The sequence below is a fragment of the Sphingobium tyrosinilyticum genome (genome assembly GCF_042654265.1).
GTDB lineage: Bacteria > Pseudomonadota > Alphaproteobacteria > Sphingomonadales > Sphingomonadaceae > Sphingobium > Sphingobium tyrosinilyticum.
Genome location: NZ_JBHSFZ010000030.1, coordinates 1 through 18002 on the forward strand (window position 1 = coordinate 1; position 18002 = coordinate 18002).

At 65.0% G+C, this 18002-nt stretch carries 19 protein-coding genes; 4 read left to right on the top strand and 15 right to left on the bottom strand.

Going from position 1 to position 18002, the window contains the following annotated elements; genetic code table 11:
• Positions 1-205: 205 nt before the first annotated feature.
• The 4 genes from ACFO3E_RS13310 to ACFO3E_RS13325 all read right to left on the bottom strand — a co-directional run bounded on the left by ACFO3E_RS13310 (position 206) and on the right by ACFO3E_RS13325 (position 3983).
• Positions 206-1390, bottom strand: a complete 1185-nt coding sequence (locus tag ACFO3E_RS13310) for a BaiN/RdsA family NAD(P)/FAD-dependent oxidoreductase (RefSeq protein ID WP_066526277.1) — start codon at positions 1388-1390, stop codon at positions 206-208.
• A complete protein-coding gene (locus tag ACFO3E_RS13315) occupies positions 1390-1818 on the bottom strand; it encodes a protein tyrosine phosphatase family protein (RefSeq protein ID WP_066526275.1) in 429 nt (142 codons plus the stop codon). Before ACFO3E_RS13315 ends, ACFO3E_RS13310 begins: the two co-directional genes overlap by 1 nt.
• A gap of 70 nt (positions 1819-1888) precedes the next feature.
• A complete protein-coding gene (gene recQ / locus ACFO3E_RS13320; RefSeq protein ID WP_066526273.1) occupies positions 1889-3661 on the bottom strand; it encodes a DNA helicase RecQ in 1773 nt (590 codons plus the stop codon).
• A 1-nt stretch (position 3662) separates the two neighbouring features.
• Positions 3663-3983 carry a hypothetical protein gene (locus tag ACFO3E_RS13325; protein ID WP_066526272.1) on the bottom strand — a complete coding sequence of 107 codons (321 nt, stop codon included), beginning with the start codon at positions 3981-3983 and terminating at the stop codon, positions 3663-3665.
• A gap of 38 nt (positions 3984-4021) precedes the next feature.
• Between ACFO3E_RS13325 and ACFO3E_RS13330 the strand changes: the two genes are divergently transcribed.
• Positions 4022-5146 carry a serine hydrolase domain-containing protein gene (locus ACFO3E_RS13330; protein WP_066526268.1) on the top strand — a complete coding sequence of 375 codons (1125 nt, stop codon included), beginning with the start codon at positions 4022-4024 and terminating at the stop codon, positions 5144-5146.
• On the opposite strand, the gene ACFO3E_RS13335 is transcribed toward ACFO3E_RS13330, so the two are convergent.
• From ACFO3E_RS13335 to ACFO3E_RS13365, 7 genes are all read right to left on the bottom strand, one after another.
• On the bottom strand, positions 5143-5931 hold the full coding sequence (locus ACFO3E_RS13335) for a PhzF family phenazine biosynthesis protein (protein WP_066526265.1): 789 nt from the start codon (positions 5929-5931) through the stop codon (positions 5143-5145). The two genes, ACFO3E_RS13330 and ACFO3E_RS13335, sit on opposite strands and share 4 nt — an antisense overlap.
• A 393-nt stretch (positions 5932-6324) precedes the next feature.
• Positions 6325-7401 (bottom strand): chorismate synthase, encoded by a 1077-nt coding sequence (aroC, locus tag ACFO3E_RS13340; RefSeq protein ID WP_066526264.1) that lies wholly within the window; start codon positions 7399-7401, stop codon positions 6325-6327.
• Positions 7398-7805, bottom strand: coding sequence for a DUF2442 domain-containing protein (locus ACFO3E_RS13345; protein ID WP_066526263.1), 408 nt, complete (start codon positions 7803-7805; stop codon positions 7398-7400). Before ACFO3E_RS13345 ends, aroC begins: the two co-directional genes overlap by 4 nt.
• Entirely contained in the window at positions 7798-8031 is a 234-nt protein-coding gene (locus tag ACFO3E_RS13350; RefSeq protein WP_066526260.1) for a DUF4160 domain-containing protein, read from the bottom strand. Before ACFO3E_RS13350 ends, ACFO3E_RS13345 begins: the two co-directional genes overlap by 8 nt.
• Positions 8032-8058: 27 nt before the next feature.
• Entirely contained in the window at positions 8059-8868 is an 810-nt protein-coding gene (fabI, locus tag ACFO3E_RS13355) for an enoyl-ACP reductase FabI (protein ID WP_066526254.1), read from the bottom strand.
• Positions 8865-9836: a YihY/virulence factor BrkB family protein gene (locus ACFO3E_RS13360; RefSeq protein WP_066526251.1), complete on the bottom strand. Its 972-nt coding sequence runs from the start codon at positions 9834-9836 to the stop codon at positions 8865-8867. The genes fabI and ACFO3E_RS13360 overlap by 4 nt, the downstream gene beginning before the upstream one ends.
• Before the next feature lie 26 nt (positions 9837-9862).
• On the bottom strand, positions 9863-10792 hold the full coding sequence (locus tag ACFO3E_RS13365) for a DnaJ C-terminal domain-containing protein (RefSeq protein ID WP_066528984.1): 930 nt from the start codon (positions 10790-10792) through the stop codon (positions 9863-9865).
• 119 nt (positions 10793-10911) lie between these two features.
• Between ACFO3E_RS13365 and pdxH the strand changes: the two genes are divergently transcribed.
• From pdxH to ACFO3E_RS13380, 3 genes are all read left to right on the top strand, one after another.
• Positions 10912-11487 carry a pyridoxamine 5'-phosphate oxidase gene (gene pdxH / locus ACFO3E_RS13370; protein ID WP_066526247.1) on the top strand — a complete coding sequence of 192 codons (576 nt, stop codon included), beginning with the start codon at positions 10912-10914 and terminating at the stop codon, positions 11485-11487.
• A 102-nt stretch (positions 11488-11589) separates the two neighbouring features.
• Positions 11590-12921 (top strand): dicarboxylate/amino acid:cation symporter, encoded by a 1332-nt coding sequence (locus tag ACFO3E_RS13375; RefSeq protein WP_066526244.1) that lies wholly within the window; start codon positions 11590-11592, stop codon positions 12919-12921.
• A gap of 144 nt (positions 12922-13065) precedes the next feature.
• Positions 13066-14361: a dicarboxylate/amino acid:cation symporter gene (locus ACFO3E_RS13380; protein WP_066526242.1), complete on the top strand. Its 1296-nt coding sequence runs from the start codon at positions 13066-13068 to the stop codon at positions 14359-14361.
• Between the two features lie 100 nt (positions 14362-14461).
• On the opposite strand, the gene ACFO3E_RS13385 is transcribed toward ACFO3E_RS13380, so the two are convergent.
• The 4 genes from ACFO3E_RS13385 to ACFO3E_RS13400 all read right to left on the bottom strand — a co-directional run bounded on the left by ACFO3E_RS13385 (position 14462) and on the right by ACFO3E_RS13400 (position 17968).
• On the bottom strand, positions 14462-15031 hold the full coding sequence (locus tag ACFO3E_RS13385; protein ID WP_066526240.1) for an NADPH-dependent FMN reductase: 570 nt from the start codon (positions 15029-15031) through the stop codon (positions 14462-14464).
• A gap of 195 nt (positions 15032-15226) precedes the next feature.
• Positions 15227-15409, bottom strand: a complete 183-nt coding sequence (locus tag ACFO3E_RS13390) for a hypothetical protein (protein ID WP_066526237.1) — start codon at positions 15407-15409, stop codon at positions 15227-15229.
• Between the two features lie 5 nt (positions 15410-15414).
• On the bottom strand, positions 15415-16704 hold the full coding sequence (locus ACFO3E_RS13395; RefSeq protein ID WP_066526233.1) for an adenylosuccinate synthase: 1290 nt from the start codon (positions 16702-16704) through the stop codon (positions 15415-15417).
• 133 nt (positions 16705-16837) lie between these two features.
• On the bottom strand, positions 16838-17968 hold the full coding sequence (locus tag ACFO3E_RS13400; protein WP_066528982.1) for an ATP phosphoribosyltransferase regulatory subunit: 1131 nt from the start codon (positions 17966-17968) through the stop codon (positions 16838-16840).
• Positions 17969-18002: the final 34 nt, after the last annotated feature.

An 18002-nucleotide genomic window follows, 5' to 3' on the forward strand; every position in this document is an offset into this window, starting at 1 on the left:
GTGCCATCGCCGGCTAAGACAACGCCGTCCAAACTCGGCTCGGACCATCTATCAACCAGAGCAACGAAGACGTTTCCACACAGCCTGGGTCGTTAGCCGACAACTAAACCGTCATGCCGGCCTTGAGCCGGCATCCCGCTTCTTCTGATTGCAATGTTAAGCGGGACCCCGGGTCGAGCCCGGGGTGACGATAGAGATGATGAGGTTAGAGCGCCTGCGCCGCCGCCCAGCCGCTGGCCCAGGCCCATTGGAAATTATAGCCGCCTAGCCAGCCGGTGACATCCGCGGCTTCGCCGATGGCGTAGAGGCCGGGGACGCGGCGGGCTTCCATCGTCTGGGAGGAGAGTTCGGTGGTGGATATGCCGCCGATGGTGACTTCGGCCTTGGCGAAACCTTCGGTGCCGTTGGGGGTGAATGACCAGGCGGCGAGGCGGCGCTGGGCGTCTTCGAGCTTTCGGTCAGGGAGATTGCCGAGGTCGCCGGATAGGGCCAGCCGTTCGGCCAAGGCGTCCGCCAGCCGGTCGGGAAGATGGGCGCGCAGGGTCGCCGATATCGAGGCGCGGGGCTTGGCGCGCTTCGCTTCCGTCAGCCAACCGCTGGGGGCGTCCGGCAGGAAGTCGATGTTGATGCTGTCGCCATGACGCCAATAGGACGAGATTTGCAGAATCGCCGGGCCGGAAAGGCCGCGATGGGTGAGGAGCGCGGCTTCGCGGAAGCTGGTCTTGCCATGGCGCGCTATGACGGGCGTCGAGACGCCGGAGAGGGAGCGGAAGAGAAGGTCTTCGCCGCCGAGGGTCAGCGGGACAAGCGCGGGGCGCGGCTCGACGACCTTGAGGCCGAACTGGCGGGCGAGGTCGTAGGCGAAGCCCGTCGCACCGATCTTTGGAATGGCGGGGCCGCCAGTGGCGATTATCAACGCGGGCGCGGCGGCGGTTTTGTCGCCATGGGCCACGGTGAATTGGCCGTCCGAATGGGTGACGGCGGTGATGCCGTGGTTGAGGCGAATGGTGACGCCGCCAGCGTCGCACTCGGCGAGCAGCATGGCGACGATCTGGCGCGCGGATTGATCGCAGAAGAGCTGACCCAATGTCTTTTCATGCCAGGCGATGCCGTGCCGTTCGACGAGGGTCAGGAAATCCAGCGGCGTGTAGCGGCCGAGGGCGGACTTGGCGAAATGAGGATTGGCCGACAGGTAACGGTCTGGCGCGGTGTGGATGTTGGTGAAGTTGCAACGGCCACCGCCGGAGATGAGGATCTTCTTCCCCGCCGCTTCGGCATGATCGATGACGAGGACGCGCTTGCCGCGCTGGCCAGCGGTTGCGGCACACATGAGGCCAGCGCCGCCAGCGCCCAGGACGATGGCGTCATAAGGATCGGACGCGGCGGGCATCAGCCTGCGGAGAGCGCGTCCATGATCTGCCGAACGGGGGTAAGGTCATAGCCCGCTGCCTCCGCCTTTTCAGACAGGGCGGCGGGATGATCGCCTGCGCGGGCGCGGGTGAGCGCCCATAGCAGGGTGCTGCGCGTGCCGGAGCGGCAATAGGCGAGGACCTTCCCCTCCCCCGCCTGCGCCAATGCGGCGGCCATGCCGTCGAGCTGCCAAGGGGCAAAGCCGCCATGGGCGACCGGCACGGCGGCGTAGGCGATGCCTGCCGCCTCAGCAGCGGCCTCGATCTGGGCGCCGTTAGTCTGGCCGGGCTCTTCGTCATCAGGTCGGTTGTTGATGATGACGGTCACGCCCAGCGCCTTGGCTTCCTGCACCTGATCGACGCTGATCTGGGGGGAGACATAAAGGGTGGGGGTGAGCTGGCGGAACATGGGTAGGACTCCTTTGCCGGTGCCATGCGCCTAGAGACGGGGCGATTCAACCCCCTCCTCCTCTCCCCGATCAGAGATAAGGGCGAATGGCGGCGAGGAAGGCGTCGCCATAAGCGTCGAGCTTACGCTGGCCGATACCGCTGATGTGACCGAGTTCAGCGAGGCTTGCCGGGCGCTGCTCGGCCATTTCGCGCAAGGTGGAATCGTGGAAAATCACATAGGGCGGCACGCCCTGCTCCTGCGCCAGTTCGCGGCGGCAGGCGCGCAGGGCGTCAAACAGGGGATCGCCGACGGGGTTTTCCGCGCTGCCATTGCGGGCGTTGCGGCGGCGCCGTTGCTTGCGCGGGGGCAAGACCAGGCTGACATCTTCCTCACCGCGCAGGATCGGACGGGCGTTGAGGCCGAGTTCCAGGCCGCCATGTTCGTTAGTTTGCAAAGCATCTTTTACGATGAGCGCCCTGGAGACGGGGCGGAGCAGACTGATCTCCTCTCCGCGAACGATGCCGTACACGGAGATTTTGTCATGGCCCCGCTCGCGGATGCGGTCGGTGACCGCGCCGGTCAACACCTGCTCGATATGACCGACGCCGAAGCTTTGGCCGGTGCGATATACGGCGGAGAGGAATTTTCGCGCGGTTTCGGTCGCGTCGATGCTGGCGGGCGGATTGAGGCAATTGTCGCAATTGCCGCAGCTGGCTGGCGGATCTTCGCCGAAATGGCGGAGCAGGATGGCGCGGCGGCAGCTACCCGTTTCGACGAGGCCGCCAAGCGCGGTGATGCGGGTGCGCTCGCCCTGCTGGCGGCTGGGGTCGAGTTCGCCGATGCGCTGGCGGGCGCGGGCGAAATCGTCGGCGCCCCAGAAGAGATGGGCTTCGGCGGGTTCGCCGTCGCGGCCTGCGCGGCCGGATTCCTGATAATAGCCCTCGATCGATTTGGGGAGTGCGGCGTGGGCGACAAAGCGGACGTCGGGCTTGTCGATGCCCATGCCGAAGGCGATGGTGGCGACCATCACCATATCCTCGCTGGAGATGAAGGCGGCCTGGTTTGCGGCGCGGACGGCAGGGTCGAGCCCGGCATGATAGGCGCGCGTGGGGCGGCCGGTGCGCGTGAGGGTTTCGGCCAGCCTCTCGGTGGCGGCGCGGGTGGGCGCATAGACGATGCCCGGGCCTTCGCGCGCGGCGATCAGGTCGGAGAGCTGGCGCGGCAGGCCGTCGCGGGGGTGGACGGCGTAGCGGATATTGGGTCGGTCGAAGCCCGCGATGATCATGCCATCATGCGGGATCCCGAGCTGGACGAGAATGTCCTCGCGCGTGTGATGATCCGCGGTGGCGGTAAGCGCGAGGCGGGGGACGTCGGGAAACTCGTCCAGCAGAGGTCGAAGCAGGCGGTAGTCGGGGCGGAAATCATGGCCCCATTCGGACACGCAATGGGCTTCGTCTATCGCGAAAAGGGCAAGTTTGGTGGCGCGCAGCAGGCTGCGGAAGCCTTCGCCGCTGGCGCGTTCGGGGGCGACATAGAGGAGGTCGAGATCGCCGTTGCGCAGCCGATCCTGCGTCTCGCGCCAGTCGCTATCCACGCTGGTGAGGCTGGCGGCGCGGATGCCGACAGCTTGTGCCGCGCGGAGCTGGTCGTGCATCAGGGCGATGAGCGGCGAAATGACGACGCAGCAGCCTTCCAGCGCAACGGCAGGGAGTTGGTAGCAGAGCGATTTGCCCGCGCCTGTCGGCATGATGGCGAGGGTCGGCTGCCCCGCCATGATGCGGCTGACGACCTGCTGCTGGACGCCCCGGAATGCCGGGAAGCCGAAGACGTCATGGAGGAGGGCCGGGACGTCGGAGCGCATCTCAGTCCATCGGATCAAGCAGGCAGCCCCAGCCCTTGCGGTAGCGGGCGGTGCGGGAGGCGAGGAGGGGGACGGCGGCCTCAACGGCACGTGATTCGGGATCGTCGGAGAGCGTCACCAGCGCCATGCCCGGTTCCTTGTCTCGCCTGCAGCTGTCGATGGAGCGGCCCTCCACATAGCGGCAGGAACAAGTGACGCGCGCGCCGAATCCCGCGCCCACGGCGGCGCGGGCACGCAGCGCGGTCCAGTTCCAGGCGAGCAGCAGGACCAGCAAGGCCGCGATGGCTGCGAGCGCATAAATCCATTTCGGGCGGCTGGACATGCTCCCCTTTCCGATGAGCCGTGCTAAGGGCGCGGCTTATGAAGCTCGAGCGGAAAAGGGTAAAGCAGATTGGCGCGGCGGCCGCCATTTTGTCATTGATGGGAGCCGGAGCGCTTGCCGTGCGCGCGGCCGATCCGGAACCGCGCTATCATGTGGCGGCGGACGCGGGCGTCAATGAGGAAGATTTGCGCGCGGCGATCGATCCGCTGTTCGATGGCGACGAGGATGTGGGCGAAACGCGGGCGCTGGTCGTCATGCACCGGGGCGAGATCGTGGCGGAGCGGTACGCGCCGGGATTTGGGCCGGAGACGAAGCTGCTCGGCTGGTCGATGGGCAAGAGCGTGACGGCGGTGCTAGTGGGGCTGATGGTCGCGGACGGTCGGCTGGCGCTCGATTCGCCGGTGCCGGTTGCGGCCTGGAGCCAGCAAGGCGATCCGCGCGGGCGGATCACGCTGCGGCAGTTACTCGCCATGACGTCAGGGCTCGACCATGTCGAGGATGAGGAGCCGTTGGCGCAGGCCGATACGGTGCGGATGCTGTTCACTGACGGCGCGCAGGATATGAGCGCCTTTGCCGAAGCCAAGCCGCTGGCCCATGCGCCGGGGTCGCATTTTTCCTATTCGACCGGCAGCACGCTCATCCTGACCGACCTGATGGCGCGGATGCTGACCAACAACGCCGATCCCGATGCGCGGCGGCAGGCGATGCAGACCTTCATTGACGGACGGCTGAAGATTCCGGCGGGGCTGAAGAGCCTGACGGCTGAATATGACGCGGCAGGCACGATGATCGGCGGCAGCTTCCTGCATATGACGGCGCGGGATTATGCGCAGTTCGGCGAATTGCTACGCAATCATGGGCGCGGGCCCAACGGGCATCAGATCGTGCCGGAAAAATGGGTCGATTTCATGCGCACGCCTTCCCGGCGCAATCCTGCCTATGGCGCGCATCTCTGGCTCAACCGGGAGAGCGAAGAGAGCGTGCTGATGCCGGGCGACGCCCCGCAGAGCCTGTTCGGCTGCGCGGGGCATGGCGGGCAATATATACTTATCTCGCCCGGGCAGGCGCTGACGGTAGTGCGGATCGGTATGTCGCCGGACAAGGAACAGCGCGCGGCGCTGAAACGCAGGCTGGCAAAGCTGATGCGGCTTTTTGCCGCCTAGAGCAGGAACTGCCCCTCTATCACCGTGCGGCAGGCGCCGGTGAGGATCACCCGGTCGCCTTCGAGACGGCAACCCAAGCGGCCGCCGCGCCGGGACGCCTGAACCGCGCTGAGCTTTGTCTTATCAAGGCGGCTCGCCCAGAAGGGCGTGAGCAGGCAATGGGCCGAGCCGGTGACGGGATCTTCATCCACTCCGCCGCCCGGAACGAAGACGCGGCTGATGATGTCGCTGTCCTCCCCCGGCGCGGTGGCGATCAGCATGATGTCACCGAGCGCCTTGAGTGCGGCGAAGTCGGGCGTGAGCGCGCGCACGGCCGCGGCGTTGGGGAAGAGGAAAAGACTGTAGCCGCCCTCGCGCCAATGCGATTCAAGGGGTGTGCCGCCTAGCCCTGCCGCAAGGTCGGGCAACGGGCGCGGCTCCACGTCCCAGGCGGGCAGCGAGAGGGCATAGCCGTCGCGGTCGCGTGTGACAGTAAGGACGCCCGCATGACGGGTCCGGAAGCGGATGGCGGTGCGTCCTCCCATCAGCACGTGGCCGCTCGCCAGTGTGGCGTGGCCGCAGAGCTTCACCTCCACAGCCGGGGTGAACCAACGCAGCGCATAGTCCGCGTCCGGATCATCAGGCGTGGGTACGGTGAAGGCTGTTTCCGACAGGTTGTTTTCCTGTGCGATCGCCTGGAGCGTGGCGTCATCGAGCCAGCGGCCGAGCGGCATCACGGCAGCGGGATTGCCGGTGAAGGGTGTGTCGGTGAAGGCGTCAACCTGGGTGAAGGGGAGACTGGTCATGAGCGTTCCTTAGGAATGACGTCATGATGGCGTTTCATTGTGCAACTGAATAGGGCCGGTTGAACGGGATTGGTCTTGAGCAGCAGCCAAGCTCCGTTGGCGGAGGCGTGACATGGCTCAAGGTCCGAGCGTCCGCTGGGACGACGAGTAAGCGAACTGCAAACGAAATGGGCCAGCCACATTATATGGCTGGCCCGTGTTCGCGGCTCAAGGGGACGTTTTGACCGTCAATCCATTCTTGGCCCAAAGGCCGTTCAGGAATGACGCTCCCCAGGCTTACGCACTGCCGCTCGCCCTCCCGCGGGCGATCGATGGGGAGGATGTTAACGTAGATTGGGTGAGTCGTCTCGCTAGAATCGCGCGCTTACCCGGTAATCGGCTCGTTTCAGCCCGTTAGTCGCCACCGCATTGGGCACGGTGGAGCAATTTCTGGTCTGCCAGGACAAGCGCCATCATCGCTTCAACAACTGGGACGCCGCGAATGCCGACGCAGGGGTCGTGCCGGCCCTTGGTGATGATGTCGGAGGCATCGCCCTCCCGCGTGATGGTTTCGACCGGGATCAGGATCGAGCTGGTCGGTTTGAAGGCGACGCGCAGCTTGACGGGCTGGCCGGTGGAAATGCCCCCTGCAATGCCGCCTGCATGATTGGCGAGGAAGACGGGATTGCCGTCATTGCCGGGGCGCATCGGGTCGGCATTATCCTCACCCCGCAGCCGTGCTGCGGCAAAGCCGTCGCCGATTTCCACGCCCTTGACCGCATTGATGCTCATCATCGCGGCGGCGAGTTCGCTGTCGAGCTTGGCATAGAGGGGGGCGCCCCAGCCTGCGGGCACGCCACTGGCGACGCATTCGACGACCGCACCGAGCGAGGAGCCATCCTTGCGCGCGCTGTCCACCAACTGTTCCCAGCGCTTTGCGGCTTCCGGATCGGGGCAAAAGAAAGGATTATTGTCGATCTCGCCCGCGTCGAAACGGGCATAGTCGATCGCGTCGCCGCCAATCTCGCTGACATAGGCGAAGATATCGACATCCGGGATGACGAGCCGGGCGACCGCGCCCGCGGCAACCCGGCTGGCGGTCTCCCGCGCGGAGGAGCGGCCGCCGCCGCGATAGTCACGAAAGCCGTATTTCGCGTCATAGGCATAGTCGGCATGGCCGGGGCGATAGGCTTTGGCGACGTCCGAATAATCCTTTGAGCGCTGATCGGTATTCTCGATCATCAGGCTGATCGGCGTGCCGGTGGTGCGGCCTTCGAACAGGCCCGAAAGGATGCGGACCTCATCGGGCTCACGGCGCTGGGTGGTGAATTTGGAGGTGCCGGGCTTGCGCTTGTCGAGGAAGGGCTGAATGTCCGCCTCGCTCAGGGGCAGTCCGGGAGGGCAGCCATCGACGACAGCGCCAATGGCGGGACCATGGCTTTCGCCCCAGGTGGAGAAGCGGAGTACGCGGCCGAATGTGTTGAAGCTCATATGCCTGCCTGCTTGCGGGGTCTGCCGCCTTTCGCACCATTTGCTCGCGCAGCCGCAGCCTTTGCCGGGGAACGTCCGCGCCCGGCAAGGCGGGCCATATGCGCACGCGTGCCGAACAGGCCAGCCATCAGACCCGGGATGGAAAGATCGGTATCCAGTTCCGCCCAATGCAGCCCGTAACCGGACGGGCTGACTTCCACTGCAGCAATCTGATCGGCGGTGGCATTTTCCAGCCCCTGCCCCAGCCGCGGTGGAAAAGCGAAGGTGCAGCCGTTGGTAAGGTCCACGACCACGCGTTCGGAGGTGGCGTCATAATGCGCCGCAGCTGCGCGCGGCTCCAACTCACGGGCGAGCATACCGCGCTCCAAGGCCGCATCGATGGCAGCGTCGCTGATTTCAGCCATGAATGTTCCTCCACCGCGACAAGAGCATTGCCTGCTGTTCCACGACGATCGTCATCGCGCGGCGAACCTCTGCCCTTGTCAGGCCATGGGTCCATACAAGCCGAGGCTTATCGCCAGAGATGTCGATCTTCGCTTCACCCGAACCTACCGCGTGGATGTGGGCGGGCGCATGATCATCGACATAGATGACGAAGCGGAACCCAGCCGCGCGGTGTACCGTGACCATATAACCTAACCGGCTGGGTTTTTCAACTCAGCCCTTGTCGAGCGCGATATCGGGCGCGTCTTCGGCTTTCATGCCGATGACATTATAGCCCGCATCGACATGATGGATCTCGCCGGTCACACCTGCCGCAAGGTCGGACAGAAGATAGAGGCCAGCGCCGCCGACATCCTCGATCGTCACGTTGCGGCGGAGCGGGCTGTTCAGTTCGTTCCACTTCATGATGTAGCGGAAATCGCCGATGCCGCTGGCGGCCAGCGTCTTGATGGGGCCGGCCGAAATCGCGTTGACGCGGATATTTTCGGGGCCAAGATCCATCGCCAGATATTTGACGCTGGTTTCCAGCGCAGCCTTGGCGACGCCCATCACGTTATAGTGCGGGATGACCTTTTCCGCGCCATAATAGCTCAGCGTCAGCAGGCTGCCGCCTTCCGCCATGAGTTCGCGCGCGCGCCGGGCGACGGCGACGAAGCTGTAGGCCGAGATGTTCATGGTCATCAGGAAATTGTCGAGGCTGGTATCGACATATTTGCCGCGCAGCTCATTCTTGTCGGAAAAGCCGATGGCATGGACGACGAAGTCGAGCTTGCCCCAGCGCGCCTTTACCTCAGCAAAGGCGGCGTCGAGCTTTTCCATGTCCGACACATCGCAATCGATCAGGAAATCCGAGCCAAGCTCCTCCGCCAGCGGCCGCACGCGCCGCGCCAGCGCATCGCCCTGATAGGAAAAGGCAAGCTCCGCCCCCTGCGCCCGCAGCGCCTTGGAAATGCCCCATGCCAAAGACTTGTCATTCGCAAGGCCCATGATGAGCCCCCGCTTCCCCGCCATCAAGCCCGTCATTCTACTGTCCCGTTCCCTTTGCTATCCGCCGCGACCCGCTCCAGTTCCTCTTCGGGAAATTCAGCAAGGGCTGCATTGAGTTCCGCGCCAATTACCACGCCAAGCCCGACGAGAAAGAAAAAAATAAGCGTAATCATCACGCCCGCCAGACTGCCATAGGTCAGGTTATAGTCGCCGAGCAGCGATAAGGTCGGTGGCAGCAGCATGGTGGCGCCGTACCACCAGAGCGCCGTGGCGACCGCGCCGGGCAATTTGGGGAAGCGCTTGTCCTTGTAGGCGCTGGGGGTGAGCGAGAGATAGAGATAATAAAGCGCGAAACACAGGATCAGCATGGGCACAGCGCGCGTCAGCGTGACGATCTGCATCGCTTCGTCGGCGAAGGGCAGAATCTGATGCAGGAACTGGTCGATGCCGGTGATGGCGACTTGGAGCGAGAAGGCGAACATGACGGCGAAGACGCTGACCAGCGTGATGCCGATCGCGGTCAGGCGATAGTGCCAGAACGACCGGGTGCTTTTCGTCCCATAGGCGCGTCGAAGAATGTCGCGGATGGTTTCGATAAGGCTTCCGACTGTCCACAGGCCGACGAGACCGCCAAGCCAGAGCAGCGGTCCCGTACGGGCGGTCAGTACGTCGATGATCGGCTGCTTCACGACGGAGGCGACGCTGGGCGGGACGGTCTCCAGAAAAGCGCCGACCGCCGCCAGGCCGTCCTGCGACCGGCCAAAGATGCTCGCCACTGCCGCTGCGACGATGAAGAAGGGGAAGAGCGTCATCAGCGACAGATAGGCAAGATTGCCCGCATGGATGAAGCCGTCATTATAGGTGCCGACTGCCACCCGCTTCATGATTTCAAAGGTCTGGCTGCCGGGGCGCACCTTGGCGATGTGGCGGTTGATATGGGCTCGGGCGTCTTGCGCGATCCGCTTGCGGCGGGATTCGGGCGAATAGGGTGAAGGGCTCGGCATGCAGTCTCCTCGCCCCCGTTAACGCCCTAGACGCCCAGATGGGCGCGGACGGCGCGGCTGTCCTGCCAGCCTTCGACCAGTGACTTGATCGCCGGATCGTCGCCCGGCACGTCGATCATCAGCCGGACGAGCTGATCGCCGCGCTCCCCGCCCTTGTGGGTGAAGCCCTTGCCGCGCAGCCGGAGCGTCTTGCCTGAGGTCGCGCCTGCGGGCACGCCGAGCATGACCGGGCCATCGACCGTGGGCACTTTGACCTTGCCGCCCTTCACCGCCTCATCGAGGGTGATGGGCAGGTCCAGCAGCACATTGTCGCCGTCGCGGATGAAGAAGGGGTGCGGCTTTACCTCTATGGTGACGATCGCGTCCCCTGCCCCGGCCTGTCCGGCCTGCCCCTTGCCGGTCAGGCGCATCTGCGTGCCCGTTTCGACGCCTGCGGGGAGTTTCAGGTCGATGGTCTTGCCGTCCTGCAAGGTGATGCGCTGCGGGGCCAGCGTGGCGGCATCGACGAAGGAGACGGCCAGGCGGTAAGAGACGTTCGCGCCCTTCTGCGGCGGGGCGCCACGCCCGAAGCCGCCGCCAAAGCCGCCGCCCCCCCGCCGGGCGCCACCGCCGCCGAACAGTCCTTCGAAAATATCGCCGAAATCCGCGCCTTCGTTGAATTCGAAGCCGCCGCCCGCGCCGGGACGGCCGCGAAAGCCGCCGCCATTGCCGCCATAGCCGAAGGGCGCGGTGGGATTGCCGTCGCCGTCAATCTCGCCACGGTCGAAGCGGGCGCGCTTGTCCTTGTCCGACAGCAGGTCATAGGCGCTGGAAACGGCGGAAAACCGCTCCGCCGCCTTGGGATTGTCCTGGTTCCGGTCGGGATGCAGCTCCTTGGCGAGCTTGCGGTAGGCCGACTTGATCTCTGCCTCGCTCGCGCCGCGCGCGACGCCCAGAGTGGAGTAGGGATCCGCCATTGCCGAATGTCTATCCTTGTTCGTGAGAAGCGTGTTTGCGCCATATGTGGCGAAAGCGTCACGATCCTTCAAGCGGCGTGACCATCGACACAGGCGAATGAGCGGCTTAGATCAAGGGCATGACCGACCCCTTCACCCTGTTCGACCAATGGTATGGCGAAGCGCGCGACAGCGAGATCAACGACAGCAACGCCATGGCGGTGGCGACCGCCGATGCGCGCGGGCGGCCGTCTGTGCGTATGGTGCTGCTGAAGGGGCATGGACCCGAAGGCTTTGTCTTCTACACCAATTTCGAAGGGCGCAAGGCCGAGGAGCTGCTGGCCAATCCGCATGCGGCGCTGCTGTTTCACTGGAAATCGCTGCGGCGGCAGATCCGCATCGAAGGGCCGGTGGAGACCGTGGACGAGGCCACCGCCGATGCCTATTTCGCGACGCGCAGCCGGGATAGCCAGCTGGGCGCCTGGGCTTCCGACCAGTCACGCCCCCTGCCCTCCCGCGCTGCGTTCATGACGCGCTATGCCGATGCGGTAAGCCGGTTTGAGGGAGGAGCCGTCCCGCGTCCGCCGCACTGGTCGGGATTTCGCGTGGTGCCGGACCGGATCGAATTTTGGCAGGACCGCGAGCATCGGCTGCATGAGCGACGGCTGTTCCTGCGCGAAGGGGATGGATGGCACGAGGGGCTGCTTTATCCCTGAGCTTTCCAAAGCGCGGAATCCGGACGCTCGTTCGTTCAAGAGGATAGGCGGGCGGCCGGGCGCCTGTTAGATGTGCGGGCCAGCACGGCTTAGAGGGGTTGCATGCGGAATCGACTGACGGCCTTCATCCTGACGGGCATGGTGCTGGGGGTAATCACAGGTTTTGCAGCCAATCTGTGGGTCGGCGGCGACAAGGTCCTGGCCAAGGATGTGGCGGGTTATTTCCACCTGCTCGCCGACATATTCCTCCACCTCATCAAGATGATCATCGCGCCGCTGGTCTTTTCCACGCTGGTCGCGGGCATCGCCCATATGGGCGACAGCGCGGCGCTGGGGCGGATCGGCGGAAGGGCGCTCGCCTGGTTCATCATCGCCAGCCTGATTTCGCTGACGCTGGGCCTCATCTTCGTCAATTTCTTCGCGCCCGGCGAAGGGTTGAACCTGGTGCGGAGCGGCGCGGAGTCGGGGGTCAATACCGAGGCGCTGAACTTCAAGGATTTCGTCCTCCATGTCTTCCCCACCTCGATGGTCGGGGCGATGGCGGAAAATTCGATCCTGCAGATCGTGGTGTTCTCGCTCTTCGTGGGCGTGGCGCTGACGGCGATCGGCGAGAGGGGCAAGCCCATCGTCACCGTGATCGAGGCGATGGTCGAGCTGATGCTGCAGGTGACGAGCTATGTCATGCGCGTCGCCCCCTTCGCCGTGTTCGGGGCGCTGGCGTCGGCGATCACGACTGAAGGCTTGGGCGTACTCAAGACCTTCGGCGAACTGGTGGGTGAATTCTACCTGTCGCTCTTTGCTCTCTGGATCCTGCTGTGCTGCGCGGGCGCGCTGTTCCTGGGGCGGCGGATGGGCAAGCTGCTCAAATATGTGCGCGAACCGCTGCTGATCGCCTTTTCCACCGCCTCGTCGGAAGCGGCCTATCCCAAGATGCTGGAGCAGCTGGACCGGTTCGGCGTGCCACGGCGCATCTACAGCTTCGTGCTGCCGCTGGGCTATTCGTTCAATCTCGACGGGTCGATGATGTATTCGACCTTCGCGACCATCTTCATCGCGCAGGCTTATGGCATCGACCTGCCCATCGCGACGCAGATCACCATACTTCTCGTCCTGATGGTGACGAGCAAGGGCATCGCCGCCGTCCCGCGCGCGAGCCTGGTGGTGGTTGCGGCGACGCTGGGGCAGTTCGACCTGCCGGTGGAGGGCGTCGCCTTCATCCTGGCGGTCGATCATTTCATGGATATGGGCCGCACCGCCACCAACGTGCTGGGCAATGCCATCGCCACCTCCGTCATCACCAAATGGGAAGGAATGCTGGAGGTCGAGGAGTCCGACTATGTGCCCCATCCCAAAGCGCCCACACATACGGCCGCCCATGGCCGCGCCGGGCTGGAACTGGCGACGGACATGGTGGAGGAAGAGCGTCGGGGCTGAGGACGCGCTGCCTGTGTGTTGCTGGGCGCGCTCCCCGAAAAGAGTGCCGTGCCTCGATTGACCTGAAGCGGAAAGGCTAACCCGCCCAACCGAAACATTACGCGCGCTTAACGGTTTCCTCCGCGGAGGGAGCGAAGCTAGCCGATGAAGACGCCGGACAAAGCCGCCTTTTCGTTGCAATGGCAAATGCTGGCCGGGTTCCTCACCGGCATGACCCTCGGCCTTATCGTCCACGCTACCGCGCGGGACGCGCGCTGGGTCGATCTTGCCACCAACTATGTCACGGGGCCGATCGGGCAGATATTCCTGCGGCTGCTGTTCATGCTGGTCATCCCCCTGTTGGTATCGGCGCTGATCGTGGGCATCGCGGAGATGGGCGAAATGCGCTCGCTGCGGCGGGTGGGGTTCAAGACCTTGCTCTACACGCTGGTGGTGTCAGGGATAGCGGTGGCGATCAGCCTGGCGGCGGTCAACCTGCTGCGGCCGGGCGACGGGATCGATCCGGCACAGGCACACGCCATGCTGGACAATGCCGGGGAAGGCGCGCGCGCTATCCTGGCGCGTGGCGGGGAGGCTCCCAAGGGCGTGGACGCGCTGCTTGCCATGGTGCCGGACAATATCGTCAAGGCCATGGCGAATAACGACATATTGGCCGTCATGGTATTCGCCCTGTTCTTCGGCATCGGATTGATGCTGGTGCGCACGGAACAGACGAAGCTGCTGCTGTCGGCGATGGAGGGGCTGTTCGAAGTGACGATGCGGCTGATGAGCCTGGTCATCCGCATCGCGCCAATCGCCATCGCCTGTTTCATGTTCAACCTCGCCGCGCAGTTCGGATGGGAACTGTTGGAACGGCTGTCGGCCTATGTCGGCGTGGTGCTGCTTGCGCTCGGCCTGCAGATGTTCGGCGTCTATTCATTGCTGCTCGCCCTAGGCGCGCGGCGGTCGCCGTTACGCTTCTTCACGGATGTGCAGGATGCGATGTTGATGGCCTTCGCGACGGCCTCATCCAACGCCACGCTGCCGACGGCGATCCGGGTGGCCGAAGAGCGGCTGCACCTGCCGCGGCGGATCGCCCGGTTCGTGTTGACGATCGGAGCGACCGCCAACCAGAATGGAACGGCGATGTTCGAGGGGATCACCGTCCTCTTCCTCGCGCAGTTTTTCGGCATCGAACTGGATTGGGCGCAGCAGCTGACAGTGATGCTGGTGTGCATATTGGGCGGCGTCGGCACGGCCGGGGTCCCGGCGGGATCGCTGCCCGTGGTGGCCATGATCCTGGGCATGGTTGGCGTGCCGCCGGAGGGGATCGGGCTGGTGCTGGGCGTCGATCGCTTCCTAGACATGTGTCGGACGACGCTGAATGTCACCGGCGATCTGGTGGCGGCCACGGTGATTGCGGCGGGAGAGGAGAAGGAGCAGGCGAAGGGGCCGGCGTGATCCTGTTTCCCTGCTGGTAGCGTCGAGCAAAGCCTTGAGCTTGGCGAAGGGGCGAAAAGCCTCGCATTCTCGGTTTCGCGCGAGACGAACGGGGTTCAGGTCAGCCTGCAGCCTTCGCCGCTTCCGCCCACCAAATGAGGCTACGGGCGAAGCTGGCGAAGCTGCGTTCGAGCGCCGCGCCGCCGTCGCCCTGCGGCTGTCCCTGCTCGTCGAGTGTCTGGCCGATCTGGCCGACGCTGAGGCGCTCGGGGATGACGGTCATGCCCATGGCGGAGAGGGTCACCGTCCAGGCCGCGTGGCTGTTGACCCCGGCATAGCGGCCCGCCGAATAGCTGGCGATCCCGGCAGGGCGGCGATCGAATTCCTTGAGAAAATGGTCGGTGAGATTCTTGAGGCCGGGCTGCACGCCCCGATTATATTCGCCCGCGACGAAGACGAAGGCGTCGGCGGCAGTCAGGCGCTCGGCGAGCGCGGTCATGGCTTCGGGGGCTTGGCCAGGGGGATAGTCGCTATAGCGTTGGTCGAGCATGGGAAGACTGACCTGCATCGCGTCTATGAGTTCGGCCTGATGGCCGAGTTGCTGGAAGCCGTTGATGAGATAGTCGGCAAGGCGGATGCCCATGCGGCCGGTGCGGTAGGAGCCGTAGAGGATGAGGATGTCGAGTGCCATGCGGCTGTTCTCGCATTGCTGGACGGTGGCGTCCAGTGCGACGCGCTGGCCTTAGGTGGAACCGGCTCCTCGACGGCGGCTTTCGGCCTGAACGGACATATTAATGCCATTCGTTTCGAGCGAAGGTTCGAGCCTACTCAAACGGAACGGCTCTAGGAGGAATGGCAACAACCACCCGAACAGCCCCTCGGCGCCCTAACGTAATTTTGCAATCGAAAGCCCGTCCTGCTTGGCGCGGGCTTTCACCGATTCCTCGCTGCGGGTCAGCGCCTTGGCGATCGCCTTGAGCGCCATGCCCTTCTTCGCCAGCGTGTGGAGCTTTTGCAGCTCATCCGCCGTCCATGGCTGCTTGTGGCGCTCGAAGCGTTCGCCGGCCATCGCGCTTAATCCGCGAAGGGATCGCGCACGAGGATGGTGTCCTCGCGCTCGGGACTGGTGGAGACGAGCGTGACCGGGCAGCCGATCAGTTCTTCGATGCGGCGGATATATTTGATCGCCTGCGCGGGCAGCTCGGCCCAGCTGCGGGCACCGGCGGTGGTGTCCTGCCAGCCTTCGATATCCTCGTAGATCGGCTCGGCCTTCGCTTGGTCCTGCGCATGGGCGGGGAGATAGTCGAAGGTCTGATCGCCGATCTTGTAGCCGACGCAGATTTTGAGCGTATCGAAGCCGTCCAGCACGTCGAGCTTGGTGAGCGCGATGCCGGTGACGCCCGAGACGGCGACCGACTGGCGCACCAGCACGGCGTCGAACCAGCCGCAGCGGCGCTTGCGCCCCGTCACCGTGCCGAATTCATGGCCGCGTTCGCCCAGGCGCTGGCCAGTTTCGTCCTCCAGTTCGGTCGGGAACGGGCCCGAGCCGACGCGGGTCGTGTACGCCTTGACGATGCCCAGCACGAAGCCCGCGCCCGATGGGCCAAGGCCGGTGCCGCTTGCCGCGGTGCCCGCCACCGTGTTGGACGAGGTGACGAAGGGATAGGTGCCGTGGTCGATGTCGAGCAGGGTCCCCTGGGCGCCTTCGAACAGGATGCGCTTGCCTTCGGCCTTCGCCTTGTTGAGCGTCAGCCAGACGGGCTTGACGAAGGGCAGGATGAAGTCGGCGATGTCACGCAATTCGGCCATCAATGCGTCGCGGTCGATCGGGGCTTCGTTGAAGCCGACGCGCAGCGCGTCGTGATGGGCGGTCAGGCGGTCGAGTTGCGGGCCGAGATCGTCGAGATGCGCTAGGTCGCAGACGCGGATGGCGCGGCGGCCGACCTTGTCCTCATAGGCCGGGCCAATGCCGCGACGGGTGGTGCCGATCTTGCCGGCACCCGACGCATCCTCGCGCAGGCCGTCGAGGTCACGGTGGAAAGGCAGGATCAGCGGGCAGGTTTCCGCGATCTGCAAGTTGTCGGGGGTGATGGCGACGCCCTGCCCCTTGAGCTTGGCGACCTCGTCGCGGAAGTGCCAGGGGTCCAGCACCACGCCATTGCCGATCACCGACAGCGTGCCGCGCACAATGCCTGAGGGGAGCAGTGAGAGCTTATAGACCTTTTCGCCGACAACCAGCGTGTGGCCGGCATTGTGGCCGCCCTGGAAGCGCGCGACGACGTCGGCGCGCTCCGACAACCAGTCGACGATCTTGCCCTTGCCTTCGTCGCCCCACTGGGCGCCGATCACCGTAACATTTGCCATGGATACAGACCTCCGCCCGCCGCGCGGACCGGCCATGCCCTTCGACGGGACTCGGCATGCCGGTAGGATCGAGTGGGCGCGTGCCGCCCTGTTGCGGGGCGCGCGTTAGCCGCGCTGCCCCCTCTGCGTCAAGTCAGTAGGGGCGCGGCTCGTCGCCGTCCAGCCAATGCGTGCAGCGCAGCGCCTCACCGTTTTCTTGAGCGGTGAGCGCGGCGATGGTTTGCCAGCCTTCCCCGCGAAGTTGCGCGGCGCGACTTTCGTCATGGTGGAGCGGCAGAAACAGGCGCTTGGGACTTTCCGCACCGAAGCCCGCATCGATCAGCGGGTCGGGATAGAGGGAGAAGCCCATGGCGGGCTCTTCCGAACCATTGGCGCGAGTGATGGCATAGCTGCCGCCGCGGCCGATCTCTCCAATGAAGCCTTCCGCGAAGATCGAGAAGCCGAACCAGTTTTGATATTCGAAACCATGGCGCTCGGTGGGATCGAGCGTCAGCGTGATGTCCCACCCGATCGGCTTGGCGATAGCGCGCAGACCCGCGATTCGGCTGTCGATCGCGCCATTGAGCCGGGCGTTGAGGGCTTCGAGCTTTTCCATCGCGGGATGGAAAGGGCCGGTCGCCTCCATCAGCGGAAGATAAGCAGCGGCGGCCGGGCTGATCGCGGCGAGCGCGCCTGCATCCTTTGCATCGAGTTCGGCGCGTACGGCTTCGATCTCTTCGGGCGCGAGCGGGAGCGGACCGGCGGCGAGGCTGTCGATCAAGTCCGGTAAGGTGAAGTCGATGGTGATGCCGGTGACGCCTGCGGCCTGCAGCGCCTCGATCGCGACATTCACGATTTCAACGGCGGCGGCGGTGCTGTCGCTGCCGATCAGTTCAGCGCCGACTTGCAGCCGCTCGCGCTCGGGGCGGAGTTGATTCGCGCGCAGGCGGATGACCGGACCGCCATAGGAGAGGCGCAGCGGGCGCGGGGCGCTGGCGAGGCGGGTGGCGGCGATGCGGCCCACCTGCGCGGTCATGTCGGGACGGAGGGCAAGGCTGCGCTGTGAAACGGGGTCCACGGCACGGACGAGATCCTGCGCGCGCATCGACTTCAAGCGGCCGACAAGCGTATCCTCAAACTCGGCGAGCGGGGGCATGACGCGCTCATAGCCATGCGCGGCGACCGTATCGAGCACGCGCCGCGCGAGGCGCGCGGAGGCTTCGGCCTGCGGCGGCAGACGGTCGGAGAGCCCTTCGGGAAGGAGGCCGGGGGGGATGCTGGTCATGGGCTGGCCCTTTAGCAACATCGGCCAGATTATC